The following is a 20,732-nucleotide window of genomic DNA, read 5'->3' as shown; positions in this document are numbered from 1 at the left end:
ACCATGAAGAAAACGAAACGACTTTGGGCGCTGCTCCTGGCTGTGGTCATGGCCTTGGGGCTTATCACCACGGCGTTCGCGGCGCCGACCATTGACTCTGGGCGAAAGGCATCCCTTTCCCTTTACAAGTACGACATCACGGCAGCCAGCGCAGACGGAGCGTGGGATGCGGCGTCCTATGTCAGCACCGGTGTGCAGGACGATGCTGTTAGTGACAAGCTGGAAAAGTACGCCATTCAGGGCGTGGAGTTTAGCTATCTGCGGGTAGCGTCCATCTCCACTTACAGTCAGCGGGAGAGCGGTCAGTACAAGGTGGGTGTGCTGTATGGCTTTGCGGACGACGCAGTGCTCCAGGCCATTGGACTGACTAAGGCGGACGCTTACAAGAGAGGGAACGGCGTGTCCTACTTTACCTCCGACAAGCTGAACAAAGCCCTGGCGGACGCTTTGGCCGACAATGCTACCACCGTCAAAAATGCGCTGGAGATTGCCGTCCGGAACGGCGGGGCCATGCCCGAGACGGATGCAAACGGACATAGCAAGGTCAGCGGTCTGGAGCAGGGGCTGTATCTGGCGGTGGAGACCCGTGTGCCGGAGAATGTCACCAGCACCTGCAACCCGTTTTTTGTTTCCCTGCCCATGACCACCATGGACGGCAAAAACTGGAACTACGATGTGACTGTGTACCCGAAGAATCAGACCGGCAAACCCACACTGGAAAAGACCGTTCGGGAGGATAAAAACAGCACCGGCAAGAATACCGGCAGTCTGACCGACATTGCGGATGGCTATGCACATACCGCCACCGCTTCCGTGGGCGATGTGGTGGAGTATCAGATCATCAGCACACTGCCCACTATTACCTCCAAGGCTACCAGTTTGACTACTTATACCTTTGCGGACACGCTGAGCGAGGGCATCCGCTACAACAGAAGCGATGTGGTCATTGAGTTCTTCCGGGATGCCGGATGCACAGATCAGATTACGGCATGGGACGAGGATTCCGGCAAGTTCGCCGTCAGCTATGATGACGCACAGAACACCATGACCATTGGTATGACAGAGACCGGGCTGGCGGACATCAATGAATCCGCAAGTGTCTACACCGATAGCGTGAAGCGTGGTTACAGCGACTGTACTATGCGGATCACCTATGCCGCTACCCTTACCGCTGACGCACAGCTGGGTGATACCGACAACCCCAACGAGGTGGTGCTGACCTGGAAGCGCACCAATACCGGTTACTTTGATACGCTCCAGGACTGCTGCCATGTTTACACCTACGGCGTGGATGTGCTGAAACAGTTTTCGGACGGCAAGGGCGACCTGGCCAATGTTCATTTCCTGCTGCACAACGACACGGACGGCTATTTTGTGACGGCAATGCTGGTGGACGGCGTGTACTATGTTACCGGCCATGAGGTGAAGGAGAGCAAGGCCACGGTGTTCGTGCCCAACGGGGAGGGGCATATCCGGGTCATGGGTCTGGAGGATGACACTTACACGCTGACGGAGACAGACACAGACAAGGGGTATGTGCTGCTGAAGGATGGCATTGAAATTATCATTACCGCTGCGGAGGGCGAGAGCGCCTGCGAGACCTGCGGCGTGAAGCTCCTGACGGCCAGCGGCAGCGTCAACGGCGACGCGGTGGACATGGAGGACGGCAATGCCATCGTGCCGCTGACGGTCATCAACAACCCCGGCTTTGACCTGCCTAAGACAGGCGGCTACGGCACTTGGATGTTCACCGTGGGCGGCTGTATGCTGCTGGGCGTGGCGGCGTTTATTGTGGTCCGGGGGCGGAAGCACAATAGGAACGACCAGTGAAGTGGCGACTGCTGGCGGTGGCCTGTGTGCTTCTGGCGCTGGGATTGCTGCTCTACCCGCTTATGGGTGAACTGGTAAGTGAAAAGTATCACTCGGATGTGGAGGCGGTGTACACCGCCGCTATTGCGGACACTGACAATGTGGAGCTGGCCGAGCAGCGTCGGGCGGCGGAGGCGTATAATGCCTTGCTGCGGGGCGAGGCGGCGGTCAGTACGGGAGGGGCTTCTGTCCCTCCCGTGGACTATGCAGAGCAACTCACCGTGGGCGGGGCCATGTGTACTATCGACATCCCGAAGATCGGCGTGTATCTCCCGGTGCGGCACGGCACGGGAGTGGAGACGCTGGAGCGGGCCGTGGGGCATGTGGTGGGGACTTCTCTGCCTGTAGGCGGGGCAGGCACCCATGCGGTGCTGTCGGCTCACAGTGGGATGGCCAGTGCGAAGCTGTTTACAGACATTGACCAGTTGGTGAAAGGCGATGTTTTCTATATCCATGTGCTGGGTGAGGTGCTGGCCTACGAGGTGGACCAGATCGCCACGGTACTGCCTTCGGACACATCGCTGCTGCAAATCGAGGAGGACAAGGACTATGTAACTTTAATCACTTGTATGCCCTTTGCGGTGAACACCCACCGGCTGCTGGTGCGGGGACATCGGGTGCCGTATGTGCCGGAGCTGGTGGTAGAAAATGGAAAAACTCCGAAGGCTGCGTCTTCGTGGACGCAGCACTATCTCACGGGCTTGGGCATCGGCCTTGGTGTGTTGGCTTCAATCGGCGGGGTCTGCCTCTTTGCAAGGAGGCGACGCCGTGGGTAAAAAAGCTGCTTTGTTGGCGGTGGCGCTGGCTGTGGCGGGGCTTTGTATTCTGCTGTGGCCGGTGGTTTCCGGGCATAGGCTGCAAGCGGACATGAGCGCGGCGGCACAGGGCTTTTTGGAGGAGGCGAGACAGCCATACTCCGAGCCGCTGACGGACTTGCAGGAATATAACGAACGCATTTATGCAGAGCGGCAGGCGGGACTGGCCGACGCTTTGGTCTGTGAGGAGCCTGCTGTATTGCTGAGAGACTGCGGCGTGGAGGACGAGATCATAGGTGTATTGGAGATACCCACGCTGGAGCTGGTCATGCCGGTATACTTGGGCGCGTCGGATTCGCACCTTGCCGCAGGGGCCGCCGTGCTGGGGAACACTTCGGCGCCCATTGGCGGCGCAAATACCAACTGCGTTATTGCCGGGCATAGAGGATGGTATGGCGCGGATTATTTTCGGCACATAGACCGCTTGCAGGCGGGCGATATGGTAACGATTACGAATCTATGGGAAACACTCACCTATGCCGTGGTTGATATGAAGATCATCCAGCCGGACCGGGTGGACAAAATCAAAATCCAGCCGGGGCGTGACCTGCTGACGCTCGTTACTTGCCACCCCTATGCCAGCGGAGGACGGCAACGGCTGGTGGTGTATTGCGAAAGGGCGCAGCAGGCGCCGTGCCAAAATGTGTCTCAATTTGAGACGGATTAGGAGGAATGGCTATGCGGAGTAAATCTGTGCCGCCAGTGGTTTGGGCGGCGCTGGCGGTCCCGGTGCTGTGGACGGCGGTTTTGGCGGCGGGGGTGTATGAAAGCGGGATGAATCTATTCCAGCTGCTGGAACGGCTTTCTGCGGCGGCGCATCTGTTTTCGGTTCGCTGGACAGCGTATACACCGCGCTTTGTATTGGTGTTTCTTATGCTCTATGGGGGCGTGGTGGTCTTGTATTACTCCGGCAGGGAAAACCGCAGGCCGGGGGAGGAATACGGCTCCGCCCGGTGGGGCAGTGCGCGGCAGCTCAATGGGAAATACGCGGATAAAGACCCGGCCAATAACACCCTGCTGACCCGCCATGTGGCTATGAGTCTCAACGGGCGGCAACACGGGCGGAATTTGCTGCAAATCATCGTGGGCGGCAGCGGTGCCGGTAAGACGAGGTATTTCTGCAAGCCCAATATCATGCAGGTAAACGGCAGCTTCCTGGTGACGGACCCAAAAGGCGAAATGCTTCGGGACCTGGCGCCGCTGCTGCTGGAGGAGGGGTATGTGCTGCGGGTGTTTGACCTCATTGACCCCCGACACTCGGACGCTTTTAACCCCTTTGCTTATATCCGGGATGCCAAGGATGTGATGAAGCTGGTGAATAACCTTATTCAAAACACCACGCCAAAGAACGCCCAGCAGAGTGATCCGTTTTGGGAGCGGGCAGAGGTGGCCCTGGACACGGCGCTGATGCTGTATCTGCTGTACGAAGCGCCCCCGGAGGAGCAGAATCTTGAAACGGTGCTGTATATGCTGGAGAACGGCGGGGCCAGCGAGGAGGACGAGGCGTACCGTTCCCCGCTGGACCTGCTGTTTGAGGCGCTGGAGGACGAGGAGCCGGACCACATCGCCGTGCGGGAATACCATATTTTTCAGCAGGCAGCGGGCAAAACGGCCCGGTCCATCCTCATTACCGCGGCAGTACGGCTGTCGGCCTTTATCATTCCGGAAATCAGAAGCATTACATCCCATGACGAAATGGAACTTTCCCGGATGGGAGAGCGGAAGCAGGCGGTGTTTGCCGTGATCCCCGACAGCGACAGCACCTTTAATTATTTGGTGGGGATGCTCTACACCTGCGCGTTTCAGTCCCTTTACTACCAGGCGGACAGGGTTCATCAAGGACCGCTGCCTGTGCCGGTGCGGCTGATGATGGACGAGTTTTGCAATGTGGCTTTGCCCAGCGACTTTGGGAAGATACAGAGCACCATGCGCTCCCGGAACATCATGTCCACCATTGTGCTGCAAAATATTTCAGGGCTAAAGGCGCTGTTTAAGGACGATTGGGAGGGATTGCTGGGAAACGCGGACACGCTGCTGTATTTGGGCGGCAACGAGCAGTCTACCCACAAATACATCTCGGAGATGCTGGGCAAGGAGACCTTGGATGTGCGGCACAGGAGCACCACCCGTGGGCGAAACGGGTCCGACTCCGTCAGCCGCCAGCAGTTGGCCCGGGAGCTGATGACACCGGACGAGGTAAGGAGTATGGATAACCGCTGCGCACTGCTGCTCATCCGGGGAGAAAAGCCGGTAATGGACGAAAAATACGACTTGCTGCGGCATCCGAATCTGAGGCGCACGGCGGACGGCGGGGCCGCGCCCTATGTGCATAAGGCGGCGGACTACGCCTGCGGGGATATGCGTGGGGCGTTCGTCTCGCTGGAGGAACTGATCTTATTGGAGGGATTTACAGAATGAAAAAATCTATGGTGCGGCGGGTAGGCCGCGTTTTTCTTTTGAGCCTGTGTGTCGGCACACTGACGGCGGCCACCGCCTACGCCGCCGGGGACGACCCGCTGGCTATCGTCAACAACCTGTCGGACTTCATCTTTTCCATCATCAAGGCTGTGGGCATCATCATCCTGGGCTGGGGCGTTGTGCAGGTGGGCATGAGCATACAGAGCCACGACGCCAGCCAGCGGACCCAGGGCCTGCTGTGCCTGTTCGGCGGGCTGCTCATTGCCTTTGCCAAGGAAATTCTGACGCTGATCGGAGCGGTGTAAGCCATGGACAACAACTGGATCATTGACAACCTCAACTATGCCTTTACCCTGTGGAACGACAAGCTGACGGAGATGTGGTCGCTGCTGACCCAGTCGCCCCAGTCATTTAAGGGCGGGACAATATGGCAGACCATCCAGACCGTAAACGGGGCTATGCAGGGCGTTGGCTACGGACTGCTGGTGCTGTTTTTGGCCATTGGCATATTCCGCAGCGGCGTGGGCTTTCAGGACTTTCGACGGCCTGAATATGTGCTGCGGCACTTTCTGTATTTTGTCATGGCGAAGCTGGCTGTGACCTACGGCATCGACCTGATGATGGACATTTTTGCCGTCTGCGCCGGGATCATCTCGGCGGCGGCTGGGAGCGTGGGCGGCATAGAGGGCGCGGCGGTGGCGCTGCCTGGGGAGATCGTCACGGCCATTGAGGGGGTGGGCTTTCTTGCCAGCATCCCCCTTTGGCTGGTGACGCTGCTGGGGTGTCTGCTGATCACGGTGCTGGCCTTTTTGATGATCCTCACGGTGTACGCACGGTTTTTCAAGCTCTACTTATACGCCGCGCTGTCGCCGGTGGCCCTGGCGTCCTTTGCGGGTGAGGGAACCTCGCAGATGGGCCGTGCCTTTCTCAAAAGCTATGTGGGCGTGTGCCTGGAGGGCGCGGTGATCGTGCTGGCCTGTATCGTGTTCTCGGCCTTTGCCTCCAGCGGCACCACGGCCCTGGGCGGCGGCTCGGTAGTCACGCAGGTATGGGGCTACCTGGGGGAGGTCATCTTCAATATGCTGGTGCTGGTGGGGCTGGTGAAGGGAGCCGACCGGGTAGTGAGAGAGATGGTTGGGATGTAAAACGGTGTTGACATCAAACGCCGAGTATGCAAAAATAAAAACATTACATCATAGATTGCGCGCATTAACGACTAAAAGGAGGAAATCATCAAATGCCGTTACCAAGAGAATTTAAGAGTGAAATAGAAAAGTATTGTAACAATCATTTGGCTCCAGATTTATGGTATGAAAATGAGTTTTCGGTCATTCAAGATGCAAATTTGAAAAAGAGAATTATTGCAGAATTCAAGTCTATTAGATTTGCATATAAACTCTATGAGGGAATTGGGGCAGAAGGCGAAAACTTGATGTTTGAGGTTCGCAATCAAATACTTGCATATGCGTCAATCTATGAAGTTGTGATAGAAAATGTAATTGATACATATTATTCAGATACTCCGGAATTTGAATCGCTAATGTATCACGAGATGCCAATAAGGATAGATATCCCCGAACACAAACAATGCGAACTACAATCGGCGTTATCACATGATGGCAAGACGATTGTCCCATACTATATTGCAAAAAAGAAAAGAGAGAAAGCAAAAGTCCGATTTGATGAAAAATGTAGAACGGCAGAAAAGTTGGGACTGATTCATAAATATGCGAATGAAAGTGGGGAAGAAATCGATTTGCCCGCAGAAATAATAGAGATCTATTCTTATCGAAATGGTATTCATATTCTTGCGGAGCAAAGAAAGGGAATTACCTATGAATTGGATTTAAGTAAAAAGGCATATCGCCGGATGAGACCATTTATTGACCAAATAAAGGAAAGACTTATGGCTGATGGAAAGCTGTCATCCTGATAAGGACAAGGTGTAAAAATATCCTTCCACCAAAGAATTTCAGGACTAATTATTCGGTAATATCCCTTCGCATAAAAGAAAAGCACCGGTTTCCGGTGCTTTTCTTTTGCCCAAAAGGAGAAAACACATGGAAATCAAAATCAACAAAGAGATACGCAACTATAAGGAAACCGTCTACTTCGGCCTGACAGCGCGGCAGCTTATTTGTTCGCTGCTGGCGGTGGGTACGGCGGTGGGGCTGTACTTTGCCCTGCGGGGCGTGCTGGGGCGCGAGACGCTGGGCTGGCTGTGCATCGTGGGCGCTGCGCCCATGGCGGCAGCAGGCTTCTTCCACTACAACGGCCTGACGCTGGAGCAATTCCTGTGGGCATGGTGCAAGACCAATTTCCTGCTGGCCGGTCGACGGCTGTGGCACAGCGAGAATTACCTATACGACCTTTGGGAGAAGGAGGACAAGAAGTGAGAAAACTATTCAAGGGCCGCAGCACGGAACGGGATGCCTTTCGTATTCCCCGCAGTGTGCAGCAGTCCATCCCCATCAAGCGCGTTTATAAGGACGGTATCTTTCGTGTAAGCGGCAGGTTTTCCAAGACCTGGCGCTTTTTTGATGTCAATTATGCCGTGGCCTCGCCGGAAAAGCAAATGGAGCTGTTTTTGAGCTACTGCGGCGTTCTCAACAGCCTGCCCATCGACGCGGGTATTAAGCTGACGCTGGTAAACCGGCAACTGAACCGGCAGGAGTTCAGCCGGAACCTGCTCATGGCCTACCGGCAGGATAGCCGCGACTATATGCGCCGCGAGTACAACGGCATTCTGCTGGACAAGGCCAGCGGCAGCAACAATCTGGTGCAGGAGAAGTACATCACTGTGTCCGTGGCCAAGCGCAGCATCGAGGAGGCCCGCACCTTCTTCGCCCGCGTGGGAACTGACCTGACCGCTGGCCTCGGTCGCATGGATTCCGGTATACGGGAAATCACCCTCAATGAGCGCCTGCGGCTGTTCCACGATTTCTTCCGCGTAGGGCAGGAATCGGCCTTCGCCTTCGACCTGCAAACCGCCCAGCGGCGCGGCCACGACTTCCGCGACGCCATCGCACCGGAGACGCTGCAATTCTTCCATGACCACTACGCCGTGGACGAGCGTGTGGGCCGCACCCTGTTCCTGCGGGAGTATGCCAGCTTCATCAAGGACACCATGATCACCGAGCTGATGGACTATCCCCGGAACATGATGCTGTCCATCGACATTGTGCCGGTGGCCACAGACGAGGCTGTGTCGGAGATGCACCGGCGCATCATGGCGGTGGAGAGCGACATCACCCGCTGGCAGCAGCGGCAGAACCACCACAACAATTTCTCCGCCAATATCCCCTATGATCTGGAGCAAATGCGGAAGGAGACGCGGGAGTTCTTAGACGACCTCACCGCCCGCGACCAACGGATGATGTACGCGCTGGTGACGCTGACTCACCTTGCCGACAGCGAGGAGCAGTTGGAGCAGGACACGGAGGCGCTGTCCGCCATCGGGCGTTCCCACGGCTGCCAGTTTGCTACTATGAAGCACCAGCAGGAGGACGCGCTGAACACGGTGCTACCCTACGGCCTGCGGCGTATCGACGCTATGCGGACGCTGACCACGGAGAGTACCGCTGTGCTGCTGCCCTTTAAGACCCAGGAGATCATGGACACCGGCGGCCTGTACTACGGCGTCAACGCCGTGTCCCGGAACCTTATTATCTGTAACCGGGACGCCCTGCTGAACGGTCACGGTCTGTATTTAGGCGTGTCCGGCAGCGGCAAGTCCATGATGGCCAAGCAGGAGATCGGCTTTGTGGCACTGAACACCGACCACGATATTATTGTGGTAGACCCTGAGCGGGAGTATGGCCCGCTGATCCGAGCCCTGGGCGGTGAGATCATCACTATCTCTGCCTCCAATGGCAGCTATGTCAATGCCCTGGACATCTCCGCAGAGTACGGCGACGGGCGGGACCCGCTGGTGCTGAAAAGCGAGTTCATTATGAGCCTGTGTCAGCAGCTCATGGGTGCGGAGGAGGTGGGCGCAAAGGAGAAGTCCATCATCGATCGCTGCACTGCCAACATCTACCGCAAGTACATCCACAAATACGAGGGAGACCCGCCCACGCTGAAAGACCTCTACGACGACCTCATGCGGCAGAAGGAGCCTGTCGCCCATGAGATCGCCCTGGCGCTGGAGCTGTTCACCACCGGGAGTCTCAACATATTCGCCCACCAGACCAATATCGACACCGGCAGCCGCATTACCTGCTACGACATCCAGGACCTGGGCGAGAATCTGAAGCCCATCGGTCTGCTGGTGATGCTGGACAGTATCTTGAATCGCGTCATCCGCAACCGGCAGCGGGGACGGTACACCCATGTTTACATCGACGAAATTTACCTGTTCTTTGCCAGCCCCGGCACGAACAGGAGCGGCATCAACAACTATTCCAGCGAGTTTTTGTATAAGTGCTGGAAGCGGTTCCGCAAGTATTACGCCACCCTCACGGGCATTACGCAGAATGTGGAGGAGTGTCTATTGTCCGATACGGCGCGGCTGATGTTCGCCAACAGCGAGTTTTTGGTGCTGCTGAACCAGGCGCCCACGGACCGGGCGGAGCTGGCCAAGCTGCTGGGGGCCAGTGACGCGCAGATGGACTATGTCAGCGACGCCCCAGCCGGACACGGGCTTATTAAGGTGGGCTCCTGCCTGGTGCCTTTCATCAATGAACTGCCCAGGGACACGGAGCTATACCGCCTTATGACCACGAAGCCGGGGGAGCAAAATGCGTGATGTCAAGACCCGTGCCGCCATGGAGCAGCCGAAAACGCGGCAGCAAAACGCCATGCCCCGGGCGGCGGTGCGGATATTGCAGCGGCGTTATGCCCAAGAGAAGCGGGAACGGAAGCCGGAGGAGTACGCCACAGAGCAGGTGCAGCAGGGGGCGGCGGATGCGGCGCAGATGGCAGTTTCCGTTCATAGGGCACCGCAGAAAATGCCGCCCACCACTTCGACCGGACCTCAGCGGGGCGCGAAGCGGCGTACACAGCGCATGGCGCAAAGACGGATGCTTCAGCGGACGAAAAGCGTTGCCCATAAGGCGGGGCAGGAGCTGGAGCGGGTGGCCCAGGCGGTGGGCAGAACCGTTCGTTCAGGTTTTGGGGGCATAGCCGCCGCAGGGGGCGGCGTGGTGCTGGTTTTGCTGCTGGCTTTGCCACTGTTGGCTGCGGTGGTGAGCCTGTCCCCGGCGGGGATCGTGGCGGACGGGCGCACGGTGGAGCCTACCGGGGCGGCTTTGGAGGCGTGGGAGCGGCTGCCCGAGGACCTTTCCGTGGAGCGGCGCATGGTGGTGACATACGCGCTGGCGCTGGTGGACAAGGTGGACTACTTTTGGGGCGGCAAGTCGCTGGTGCTGGGCTGGGACGACCGCTGGGGCGAGATGATGGAGGTCACGGCGGAGGGCGACGACACCACCGGCACGGAGCGGCCTTACGGGCTGGACTGCTCCGGTTTCGTGGACTGGGCGTTTTACAATGCCAGCGGGGGCAGCTATATCCCCGGCCAGGGCGGCGGTGCGGCGGCACAGCACGGCCAGTGCGCGGACATCCCGTGGGAGGAAGTGCAGCCGGGGGACCTGGTGTTTTACCCGGAGGATGACCATGTGGGCATTGCCGCAGGGCGTGACGGGCAGGGGCGGCTGCTGGTGGTGCATTGCGCCGCCGGTGTGGGCTGGGTGACGCTCTCTTGCAGCAACGGTTTCACGCAGGCGGCCAGGCCGGGGTGGTATGGGGAGGAATGATGTTTTTTCCTGTTGAAATATTGTGCATTGCGTAGTATAATAAAGAAAACCAAATAACGGGACAGCGTGAGCCGGGTTTATCCCGGCGGCGGAATGGGGTGAGAGGCCCCGCGAGACGGTCACTGTGATGCCGGTTTATTCGGCTAAGTCAGGAACGCAATACGCTGCTCCCGGGTCGCTGCCAGTACCGGGGCCAAAGCTGTTATGCGAACGCTTCACCCGGCTGCCTATGGCGGCCGGGTGATTTTTTGCCGATAAACTTTCAAGCCGACGGGGCGGGGGAGGACAGCAGACCTTTCCCGCCCTGCTTTCCAGGATTATTTTTGCTCTTTTTCGATCCTTTCTTGTTCCCGGGCCCTGGGCCGTGCTGTGAAGGACACGGCCCGGGGGAGGGAAACCATAGAGAGGAAAGTTGAAAGTGGAAAGAGGAAAGATAGGGTCGCGTGGGGCGGGCGACCGCGAGGGTTGCCCCTACGGGGGGAGAACGGATTGCCACACCAGTGACATCGGTCACTGGCTCGCAATGACAGGTTGCAAGAAGTGCGGTGGGCGACCCTTCCGGCGCTTCGCGCCACCTCCCCTTGCGCAGGGGAGGCTTTGAATGGTGTGTGATCGCTATGGCGTTTACATAAATAAAAAGAAAGAAAGGAAAACACAATGAAAAGAAAGATCATTTCATTGCTGCTGGCGCTTATCATGGCGGTTTCGCTGCTGCCCATGAGCGTGCTGGCGGCGGACCCTGCGGGAAGCGGGGGGAAGGACGATGCGCCTACGGGGTTTTCGTTCTCCATTGTGAGCGGAAAGCAAACTGTGAGCCTAACAACAAAAAAGGTAGGCAGTAAAAACACAGTTTATATACCAGTATCTCTGATGAACAAAACTGCGGTTCTTGATTTTATTATTAAGTCAAATGATGGCAAGCAGTTTTCAGCGGAGTACAGTGAGTTTGACATAGACGCAAAAGAAAAAGAAAACCGTACATCCAAAGAAGCTGAAAATGGAAGCGTGGCGATTAAAGGAAGCTATGCGGAGCAATACAGCTTTTTTAGATATATTTCGGCAGATAAATTCAAATGGACAAAAACCATTACGCTATCCTGCGATGGAGAGGCGGTCGAGTATGATGTAGTTCCGTTTTGCGATTTAACAACGCTGACCGTTGTGGAAACGACTGGCGCGAAAAATACCCGTCCTATGCAACTGTTGGAGGACGGAACATACACTACGACTGTTGTGGCAAAAAGTTCCGTGAAAATCACGGCGGGCGGCGGAATCAAAAATGTAGATACAACTGCAATAGATGGGGCAGGTGCATCTGCTACCAAAACATTTAGCGGAGATAAATCCGTTAGTATCAAGGTGAGCAGCAAGGCCGAGGGAGTGGAAGCGAGGGAGTACACTCTCAATGTGAAGTGCATAGAAAAAGACCATTTCCCGACCTTTATAGGCGGCACAAAGCCTTCGGCTGCCGGTATCAAACTTACGGTGGCACAGGGTGCAAAAGACTTTTATTTGGATTCAAGCGAATACATTGATGCGGAGAGCATCAATGAGAACACGGAATATGAATGGACTCTCCTAACTACAAAAGCCGTAGTAAGCACGAAAGCGACCTGCCCGGTCAATACCGACAATGTGGCCGGGGCGGTTCTGTATACTTGCAAGGTCACCAATATTGTAGACGGCCTTTCCTACTCGGTATCTTACAGATACAATATCAAAATAAGTGCAGAGACTTTGAGTGCGCCTAAGGTTAGCATAACGCCACAGACTATCACCTGCGATTTCGGCAAAGAGGCAAGCCCTGTGAAAGTGGAACTGAAAGATGCTGCATTAGGCGTGAAGTTCCATTACCAGTGGTATAGCAATACAGTCAACGACAATAGTAACGGCAAACTGCTTGAGGGTGAGACGAAGAATAGCTTTGTAGTGCCTACAAATGCAGTCGGCACCATGTGGTATTATTGCGTCGTTTACAAGGCTTTTGATGGCAAGACAAGCCCGACCACAGCAACAGAGTGTGTGCAGGTCACTACGAATCCTTGGAAAACCGACATGAAAGGTGATGGAACCGCTGCAAACCCCTACGAGATTGCTACCGTTGCAGATCTTGAGCACCTGCGGGATTCTGTAAATTCCGGCCTTTCTTTTGAGGGAGTATTTTTCAAGTTTGTTTCCGACATCACCTTGCCGAACGGTTGGACGCCTATCGGCTGTACGGTGGATGGGACCAATAAATTTGACCCCCGGAATCCCAATGAAAAAGATAACCTCCGTGCTTTTTCCGGCACCATCCTGGGCAACAACAAGCTGCTGACCATTCCCAAGGGTGGAAAGCCGCTGTTGGCCTATGTTAAGAACGCCACGGTCAAAGACCTGAACATCTACGGCGAGGAGATCAACGGCTACGGCCTGGTGGATGGGCTCCACGGCGTTGGCTTTACAAGTGAGGACACTTTCGCTATCATCATTGAAAATGTGGCACTGAAATCCGGCACCAAAACCCTCAAATCCGGCTTGATCGGGGCAGAGGTGGATATGGATGTAAACGGCTTTGCCGGAGCCAGCGCCGCCTTTATCACGACCATTCGCAACTGCACCATTGAAAAGAATGTTGTTATTGGTTATGACGGCACTCAGAGCGAGATCGGCGCATTTGCCGGACGATTCCAGGGTATCATTGAAAACTGCGTCAGCCACGCCACCGTCAAGGGTGTGGATTATGTTGGCGGTATCATTGGCTCCCGGGACAACGCTATGGGCCAATGCACGGTCAGCAAGTGCAGCTTTGATGGCACAGTAATCGCCACCGGCAAATTTGCTGGCGGTATTGCAGGCACGATGTATACCGGCGCGGCGGCACCCAACGGCATCAAAACGACCATTGAAGCCTGTGCAGCGTCCGGCACTGTCAAGGGCAATGAAAATGTGGGCGGCATCACCGGCGGCGACATGAAGGTGAACCAGGCGTGGAACAACTACTCCCTCGTAGGTAACACCTTTACAGGAAAAGTCAGCGGCACAAAGAATGTGGGCGGCATTATCGGTTACTATCGAAGCCTGAATATGTGCGATAATATCGCCGGAAACTTCTACCAGACCGATTGCGGTGCCAAGCAGGGCATCGGCGCTGTGGAATATGTGGACACCAGTTGTGAGAGCCACGAAACGAAAAGCGGTACGGTTTATTTTGACACTTCTAAGAGCCTGCCCGATGTTTATGGTGTGACTAAAACCAACCACAACCGCACCGATGATCCTCTGGGCGCGGATGCTGACAAGCTGACCAAGGCGGTAAAGGATGCTTCTACGCCTGTGTGCTACAAGCTGGACATCTCCGGCGACTACAAGACCGCTTACACGGTGGGCGAAAGTCTTGACCTTAGCGGCGCAGTTATCATCGCACACTGGACGATGGGCAAGGCAGATACCATTGTAGATGTCAAGGACATTACTATTACGGGCTTCGACACCAACACCCGGGGCCAGCAGACGCTGACGCTGACCTACGGCGCGGCCAAGACCACCATCACCGTCACCGTGCTGCTGCCCGTGGGCGCGGACATCACCGTGACCTTCTCCCTGCTGGGCGACAGCGTGCATGACGACAAGAGCGGACCCCACACCCTGGCGGACGACAACCTGGAGAAGTGGATCGACAGCGTGAGCGTGACCGTCAGCAACAACGCCACCGTGCTGGATGTTGTGAAGGCCGCTTTGGGCGATAAGTACACCATCTTGAACGAGAGCGGGAACTATATCCAGTCCATCACCCCCAAGGACGGCAAGGAGCTGGGCGAGTTTACCAACGGCAATCTCTCCGGCTGGATGTATACCCTCAACGGCGTACACCCCAACCTGGGCGTGGCGCAGCAGTATCTGAACGGCGGCGATGTGATCGTGTTCCACTACACCGACGACTACACCCGGGAGAGCGGCATGGACGGCGGGCGCAAGAGCCCCGCTGAGGTGGTGGCGATGATTGACGCCATCGGAGCCGTGAGCCTGAGCAAGGGCACCGCCATTTCCGAGGCCCGCACCGCTTACGACGCGCTCACCGACGCGGAGAAGAAGCAGGTCACCAACTACGACAAGCTCACCGCCGCCGAGGCCGCCTACGCTAAGCTGGTGGCCGAGATGGGCAAGAAGCTGGAGGAAATCTACAAGACCACCGGCGACTATATGAGCAAGCTCGGCACCCCCGGTTTCGGCTCCGTGGGCGGCGAGTGGATGACCATCGGCCTGGCCCGTTCGGGGCGGACTGTGCCCGCTGGGTACTATGACAATGTGGTCAAGTATGTAAAGGAAAAGGCTGACGCCAATGAGCGCCTGCACCGGGCAAAAGTCACGGACAACGCCCGGGTGATCCTGGCCCTCACCGCCATCGGCAAGGATGTCACCAATGTGGGCGGCCATAACCTGCTGAAGGGCCTGGATAACATGGATTATGTGCAGACCCAGGGCATCAACGGCCCCATTTGGACGCTCATTGCCCTGGATAGCCACAACTATCCCACCATGGGCGATGTGACCCGGGAGAAGCTGATTAAGGTCATCCTGGCCGCCCAGCTCACTGACGGCGGCTGGGACCTCAGCGCGGACAAGGCCGACCCGGATATGACGGCTATGGCCATCCAGGCTTTGGCCCCCTACTATAAGACCAACGAGACGGTCAAGGCCGCTGTGGATAAGGCCCTGGAGGCCCTTTCCGCCATGCAGCGGCCTGACGGCGGCTTCGCCAGCTGGGGCAGCGTCAATAGCGAAAGCTGCGCTCAGGTCATCGTGGCGCTGACCGCTCTGGGCATCGACCCCACCGCCGACAGCCGTTTTGTGAAGAACGATCTCACCGTCCTGGATGCCCTGGCCGGGTTCTATGTCACCGGCGGCGGCTTCCGCCACACCGCTAACGGCGAGCTGGACGGCATGGCCACCGAGCAGGGCTACTACGCCCTGGCGGCCTACTACCGCTTCGTAAACGCCCAGACCCGGCTCTATGACATGAGCGATGTGACCGTTCAGACCGGCGGCAACGGCACCCCCGCCACCGGCGATACCGGCGTGCTGGTTTGGGTCATCGCCCTGCCTGTGGCGGCCCTCGCCGCAGCCTTCGTCCTCAAGCGTAAGGAGCGGGAGGCGTAAGCTCCCTGTAAAAGAGGGCGGAAACATCCGCTGAAAAAACAATAGAAAAAAACTCCGACCCTTTGGGGAACCAAGGGTCGGAGTTTTTTTGACCGCATAAAGACGCATTTGCAAAGGAGACGATATTGCTTAAACTGAAAATCGACAATTTCATACGAATCCCGTCATATTTGCGTCGGCCATTGTAGAACGAACATAGGACACAAATGGCCAAAAATCGTGTAAAATCATTACAGAAAGACCAAGCAACTCTGCGCCGGACTGCAAGGGGGCCGCCGTGGCGGACAGTTCTTTGGATGCCAAAATACACAAGGACAGGAGGAGTATCAGTGCCGTTAGTTTATTATGTTTCGGACCTCGAAAAGAATGGAACTTTGGACGCTGAACGATTGCTGCGTCTTTTGGGTTTATCCGGGAAACTGTCGGGGTTTTACTATGCAGTATACATGCTGGAGCAGGTTCGGGAAAAGCCGGAGTGTATTTTGCTGATCACAAAGCGTCTGTATCGTCAGACAGCGCAGCACTTCCACACCTCAAGCGACTGCGTGGAGCGGAATCTGCGCACCCTGGTGCAGGCTTGCTGGCGGCAGCCAGACCACGGCTTGCTGGAACGCATTGCGGGGCATCCGCTGTCACAGCCGCCGACAAATACGCAGTTCATTGATATGCTGGCAGCCTACCTCCGCAGCAGTGCCTAAAACGCTTCCCCTGTTTCGGCAGCGGTGATGTACTTTTTTCCTTTCCGCATCGCCGCCGCAGTTTTTATGCGCGTGACAGCGCCATTCTGTAATGTGTCTCAATTTGAGACGGATTACAATGTGCAAAAGCTCCCCTCGTCCTGTGCAGGACGAGGGGAGCTTTTTGTGCGATCAATTTTGGGGTGAGCTATGGGATGAAAGACGACGCTCGGTTATTGCCTCGTTAAGCAGTTGCTGTAGCAGATCCATTACACCTTGTGCAGATTGTATGGTGGCAATCATCAGTAAATCGCCATCTACCTCCGACCAATTAAGTTCGTAACCAGCGTTGCGTATGAGTTGCGTTAGAAATGTTCGCTGTGTGCGGCCATTTCCTTCACGAAAAGGATGCAGATAATTAGTGGAGCAGTAAAAATCAGTGATCTCTTCTACAAATGTATCATGGGATAACCCTCTGAGATACTTCCAATCTTGCAGCCGTTTGAAAATCAAATCGGCTTGTTTTTCAACATCTTTTGCTGGACAAAAATCTGTTCCCTTCTTGCTGATATTGACGGTGCGTACCTGCCCAGCCCAATCGTATAAATCAGCGAACAAAAAACGATGGACAGCCTTATAGTGGGCAAAGTCAAAAGATTTCACCATCGGTTCGGCTGTCCATTCTGCACTGCGAGCAGAGACCAGTACGGTTTCTACCTCGTTCAATTTCGCTTCATCGTGAATATCAAATTTGTTCACTAACACGGAAGTGCCGGGGTAGCAGTTGTTTTCTATCGGGTCTATACTGTATGCCATCGTATTTACCCCCGTGCTATAATTTCTTGAACAAGTGCAGCCACACTGGTGCTGCCGTTTAGCAGCCGGACGCAGTCTAGCTCCGTTTGTTTTGTGACCGGGTAGCCTTCCATGCTTGCCGAGGCTAATGCGTCCTGTAAAGCAGAGTATTCCATCTCACTCATAAAAACACCTCAACTTAAAAGTAGTTATATTATAGCACAGACAACAGTTATCTGCAACAGTTTGTCCTTGCGAGGAACAGTCTATGGCTTTGAAATAAGAGGAAGCAGTGCGTTTCTATGCCGACTAAAATTTTGCCTCAATTTGAGACGGATTATAAAGTACAAAAGCTCCCCTCGTTCTGATCAGTGCAGGGCGAGGGGGCGTTTACTGCCATAAGGGCGTGTTTGAAAAGCGGGTATGGCCTAAAAAATCGACGAGACTATACAACACCTGCCCTGTTTGCGTCGGCCATTGTAGAACGAACGGGGGGCACAAATGGGCAAAAATCGTGTAAAATTATTACAGAAAGACGGGCCAAATTTACGGCGAACGGCCAAGGGTTTCTTTATGCGCGTGCATCGGCCATCAAGGGGTTGGTGGCCGGTGCAGGCTGATAAAGAGCCGAGACTGCACCTTGAAAAGGGCGCTGCTGCGGCGGCGCTGCATAGAGCAGACAGGTACATTCGTGCCGGTGCGAGCCGAGGAAGGACACCCGCCATGATCTCCGGGCAGGAGGGAGCGACACAGGCGTTTTTCAAAAACAGAGCGGTACTCTGTGGGCCACGACCACCGGCGCCCTTAAAGATACTCCCGCATTGGACGCCCTCAAAGCATCGTGCGGCGCACCCATCAGCATGGGCCGGGGTGAGATTCCCGTGAGGCTGGCAGCCACCAGCCGCCTGTTCTGCTCGTGATAAAACAAGTCAAAATGCAGAGCCGTGGAGCTTGCGGACAAAATGTTTTGCCTGTATGCTCGGCGGCTTTTTGGTTAAAGCGGAAAAGAAGCGTTCATAATGATAGCGGAGGTGGAAGAACTTGGATAACAAAAATGAGCAACAGATCGGCGCGGCTACCTATGTGGTGGAGCGGGTATTCACGGGCACAAAAACCATCCAGGAAGTGGTAACGGAGGAAATCATTTTCACCGGGAAGCAGGCCGCAAATTTTGACGGACAGGCCCCGGATATGGTATAATGGAGCCGTAAATGAGTGGTTCCGGGAAGGAGGAAACATGAGGAACCACATTCAATTAGCAGACGCCTACTATCGCCTTTCCGACGAAGAGCGGAAGTACGGCGAGTCGGCCAGTATTACCAACCAGCGTACCATCGTCCGGGAGTACTGCGAAAAGCATGGCATCATCCTGGTGGAGGAGTTCGTAGACGACGGATTTTCCGGCGGCAACTTTGAGCGGCCCGGCTTCCAGACCATGCTGGAGCACCTCAAAACCGGCAAGGCCAACATGGTCATCACCAAGGACCTGTCCCGCCTGGGCCGTGACATGACGGAATCCAGCCATTATGCGGAGCGCTATTTCCCCGAGCACGGCATCCGCTATTTGGCACCGGGCAGCAACTTTGACTCCGAGGAAGACAACCTCATGGCGCCGTTTCAGTTTGCCATGAACGATGTCTACCTGCGGGACACCTCCCGCAAGGTCAAGCAGACGCTGAACACCAAGCGCAATAACGGCAAATATGTGGCCTGTCCGCCCTACGGCTACCGCAAGGCGGAGCGCACCACGGACCAGCTTGTGCCGGACGAGAACACCGCCCCAGTGGTGAAAATGATCTTCGACCTGGCGGCCTCGGGCCAGTCCTGCCGCAGCATTGCCATCCGGCTCAACGAATCGTGCGTTATGCCGCCGCTGAAGTACCGGGTGGAGTGTCGGGATAACTTCACCGAGCGGGGTGCCCGTCGGGCCTCCGACGAGTGGAACTACACCACGGTCAAGCGCATTTTACGCAACCGGGTCTACCTGGGCCACACTCTGCTGGGCAAAAGCCGCAAGGTCAGCGTGAAGTCCAAGAAGAAAATCCTTGTGCCGGAGGACGAATGGGTGTTCACCAAGGACACCCATCAGGCGCTGGTGTCCCAGGAGCAGTTTGATCTGGCGGCCCATTTCATGGGGGAGAACACCAAGGCCAACGGCGCAAACCCGGCCTTCCGCCACAGCATCTTCGGCGGCATTGCCTACTGCGCCTGCTGCGGCGCGGCCATGTGCTCCGGCGGGTCCGTCTACAACGGGGAGCGGGAAAAATACTGGTATCTGGTGTGCAACAATCTTACCTCCCGGGCGCAGCACCGGTGCGCGCATGGGGCGCGTATTCGCTACGATGATCTGATGGAAGTGGTTCGCCGTGACCTCAACAAACTACTGTCTTTTGACGATGACGGGATTCGAGCCATCACGGAGAGCGCCATTGAGCAGGCCAACGCCTCCCTGGGCGGAGCCGACCCGGCAACGCAGATTGAGAACATCGACAAGCAGACCCTGCGCCTGAAGAAGATGATCGAGCGCTCCTACCGGGACAACATCGCCGGGATGCTCAGTGACGACATCCACGGGGAGATGGTGAAGAAGTTCGGCGTGGAGATCGAGGAGCTGGCCGCCCGGCGCAAGAAGCTGGTGGAGGGCGAGACCACGGCCAAGGAGATACGCAGCGCCTATGGGCTGTTCTTCGACCTGGCCAAAAAGTACACCTGTGTAGAAAAGCTGGACCGGGACATGCTGCACGCCTTTATCGACCGCATAGAGATCGGTGAAAAGATATTGCCGGAGGGCAAAAAAATTGCCGGGCCGCGCACCCCATACCGGCAAAGCATCCGAATTTTCTACCGCTTTATCGGGGAAGTTTCGGGGGATAACCTGCGTGAGATGCAGGCAAATAGAGATCGTGAAGAAGCCGCCCATGCTGCGGGGATGTGAAAAATATTTACCTTGAAGAAAAAAGCCTTTACAGGTTTGGTGTTTTTACCTCAAAAAATGACATTTTACGAAAAGTCATTTTTCCAGTGTTTAAGCCAAAAATCGGGGTTTGCAAAAATTCTTTAAGGTGGATACACATCCTCCTCGTTGGCGGCTTCCATCTTGAACTTATCCATAGCGGCACGGGCCTGGGGCACATTCAGCTTATTGGTGTTCTTGCTGGACATAGTCACGATCTCCTTTCTTTGGGTACTCGGCTTTCGCCTGTTTGGGTATCGCAAGCATAGTTTGAGCCGATGGGACGGGTTTATGCGCAAAATTTGTTGGTAAA

Annotated in this window: 17 protein-coding genes; 14 read left to right on the top strand and 3 right to left on the bottom strand. The window is 55.9% G+C overall.

Features of this window, described 5'->3' with window-relative positions; genetic code table 11:
* Nucleotides 1-3 precede the first annotated feature (3 nt).
* The 12 genes from KI236_RS06235 (at nt 4) to KI236_RS06180 (ending at nt 16,692) form a co-directional block, all read left to right on the top strand.
* Complete coding sequence (locus KI236_RS06235) at nt 4-1,830, top strand: SpaH/EbpB family LPXTG-anchored major pilin (RefSeq protein ID WP_212820269.1); 1,827 nt, start codon at nt 4-6, stop codon at nt 1,828-1,830.
* Nucleotides 1,827-2,645: a class C sortase gene (locus tag KI236_RS06230; protein WP_329958970.1), complete on the top strand. Its 819-nt coding sequence runs from the start codon at nt 1,827-1,829 to the stop codon at nt 2,643-2,645. Before KI236_RS06235 ends, KI236_RS06230 begins: the two co-directional genes overlap by 4 nt.
* Nucleotides 2,638-3,351, top strand: coding sequence for a class C sortase (locus KI236_RS06225; protein WP_212820267.1), 714 nt, complete (start codon nt 2,638-2,640; stop codon nt 3,349-3,351). The genes KI236_RS06230 and KI236_RS06225 overlap by 8 nt, the downstream gene beginning before the upstream one ends.
* An 11-nt stretch (nt 3,352-3,362) precedes the next feature.
* The gene (locus tag KI236_RS06220) at nt 3,363-5,102 is read left to right on the top strand and encodes a VirD4-like conjugal transfer protein, CD1115 family (RefSeq protein WP_212820265.1); all 1,740 of its coding nucleotides are present in this window, start codon (nt 3,363-3,365) and stop codon (nt 5,100-5,102) included.
* Complete coding sequence (locus tag KI236_RS06215; protein ID WP_212820263.1) at nt 5,099-5,407, top strand: glutamyl-tRNA amidotransferase; 309 nt, start codon at nt 5,099-5,101, stop codon at nt 5,405-5,407. Before KI236_RS06220 ends, KI236_RS06215 begins: the two co-directional genes overlap by 4 nt.
* Before the next feature lie 3 nt (nt 5,408-5,410).
* Nucleotides 5,411-6,247 carry a hypothetical protein gene (locus KI236_RS06210; RefSeq protein WP_212820261.1) on the top strand — a complete coding sequence of 279 codons (837 nt, stop codon included), beginning with the start codon at nt 5,411-5,413 and terminating at the stop codon, nt 6,245-6,247.
* Nucleotides 6,248-6,339: 92 nt separating this feature from the next.
* On the top strand, nt 6,340-7,035 hold the full coding sequence (locus KI236_RS06205; RefSeq protein WP_212820260.1) for a hypothetical protein: 696 nt from the start codon (nt 6,340-6,342) through the stop codon (nt 7,033-7,035).
* Nucleotides 7,036-7,162: 127 nt separating this feature from the next.
* Nucleotides 7,163-7,498: a PrgI family protein gene (locus tag KI236_RS06200; protein WP_212820258.1), complete on the top strand. Its 336-nt coding sequence runs from the start codon at nt 7,163-7,165 to the stop codon at nt 7,496-7,498.
* Nucleotides 7,495-9,849 (top strand): VirB4-like conjugal transfer ATPase, CD1110 family, encoded by a 2,355-nt coding sequence (locus KI236_RS06195; protein ID WP_228738097.1) that lies wholly within the window; start codon nt 7,495-7,497, stop codon nt 9,847-9,849. Before KI236_RS06200 ends, KI236_RS06195 begins: the two co-directional genes overlap by 4 nt.
* Nucleotides 9,842-10,855 (top strand): NlpC/P60 family protein, encoded by a 1,014-nt coding sequence (locus KI236_RS06190; RefSeq protein WP_212820256.1) that lies wholly within the window; start codon nt 9,842-9,844, stop codon nt 10,853-10,855. Before KI236_RS06195 ends, KI236_RS06190 begins: the two co-directional genes overlap by 8 nt.
* 657 nt (nt 10,856-11,512) lie before the next feature.
* Entirely contained in the window at nt 11,513-15,994 is a 4,482-nt protein-coding gene (locus tag KI236_RS06185; RefSeq protein ID WP_212820254.1) for a bacterial Ig-like domain-containing protein, read from the top strand.
* A gap of 329 nt (nt 15,995-16,323) precedes the next feature.
* Nucleotides 16,324-16,692: a sporulation initiation factor Spo0A C-terminal domain-containing protein gene (locus KI236_RS06180; RefSeq protein ID WP_212820251.1), complete on the top strand. Its 369-nt coding sequence runs from the start codon at nt 16,324-16,326 to the stop codon at nt 16,690-16,692.
* Nucleotides 16,693-16,863: 171 nt separating this feature from the next.
* On the opposite strand, the gene KI236_RS06175 is transcribed toward KI236_RS06180, so the two are convergent.
* Nucleotides 16,864-17,487: a Fic/DOC family protein gene (locus tag KI236_RS06175; protein WP_212820250.1), complete on the bottom strand. Its 624-nt coding sequence runs from the start codon at nt 17,485-17,487 to the stop codon at nt 16,864-16,866.
* Between the two features lie 5 nt (nt 17,488-17,492).
* A complete protein-coding gene (locus KI236_RS12355; protein WP_408059058.1) occupies nt 17,493-17,642 on the bottom strand; it encodes an antitoxin VbhA family protein in 150 nt (49 codons plus the stop codon).
* Nucleotides 17,643-18,507: 865 nt separating this feature from the next.
* Between KI236_RS12355 and KI236_RS06165 the strand changes: the two genes are divergently transcribed.
* On the top strand, nt 18,508-18,666 hold the full coding sequence (locus tag KI236_RS06165) for a hypothetical protein (protein ID WP_212820246.1): 159 nt from the start codon (nt 18,508-18,510) through the stop codon (nt 18,664-18,666).
* Nucleotides 18,667-18,703: 37 nt separating this feature from the next.
* Complete coding sequence (locus tag KI236_RS06160; protein ID WP_212820244.1) at nt 18,704-20,401, top strand: recombinase family protein; 1,698 nt, start codon at nt 18,704-18,706, stop codon at nt 20,399-20,401.
* 122 nt (nt 20,402-20,523) lie between these two features.
* Here KI236_RS06160 and KI236_RS12135 read toward each other — a convergent pair whose 3' ends face one another.
* On the bottom strand, nt 20,524-20,628 hold the full coding sequence (locus tag KI236_RS12135) for a small, acid-soluble spore protein, alpha/beta type (protein ID WP_228738096.1): 105 nt from the start codon (nt 20,626-20,628) through the stop codon (nt 20,524-20,526).
* Nucleotides 20,629-20,732 lie beyond the last annotated feature (104 nt).

It is taken from the genome of Vescimonas fastidiosa (assembly GCF_018326305.1).
Lineage (GTDB): Bacteria > Bacillota > Clostridia > Oscillospirales > Oscillospiraceae > Vescimonas > Vescimonas fastidiosa.
This window is presented reverse-complemented; position numbering and strand designations above follow the sequence as displayed.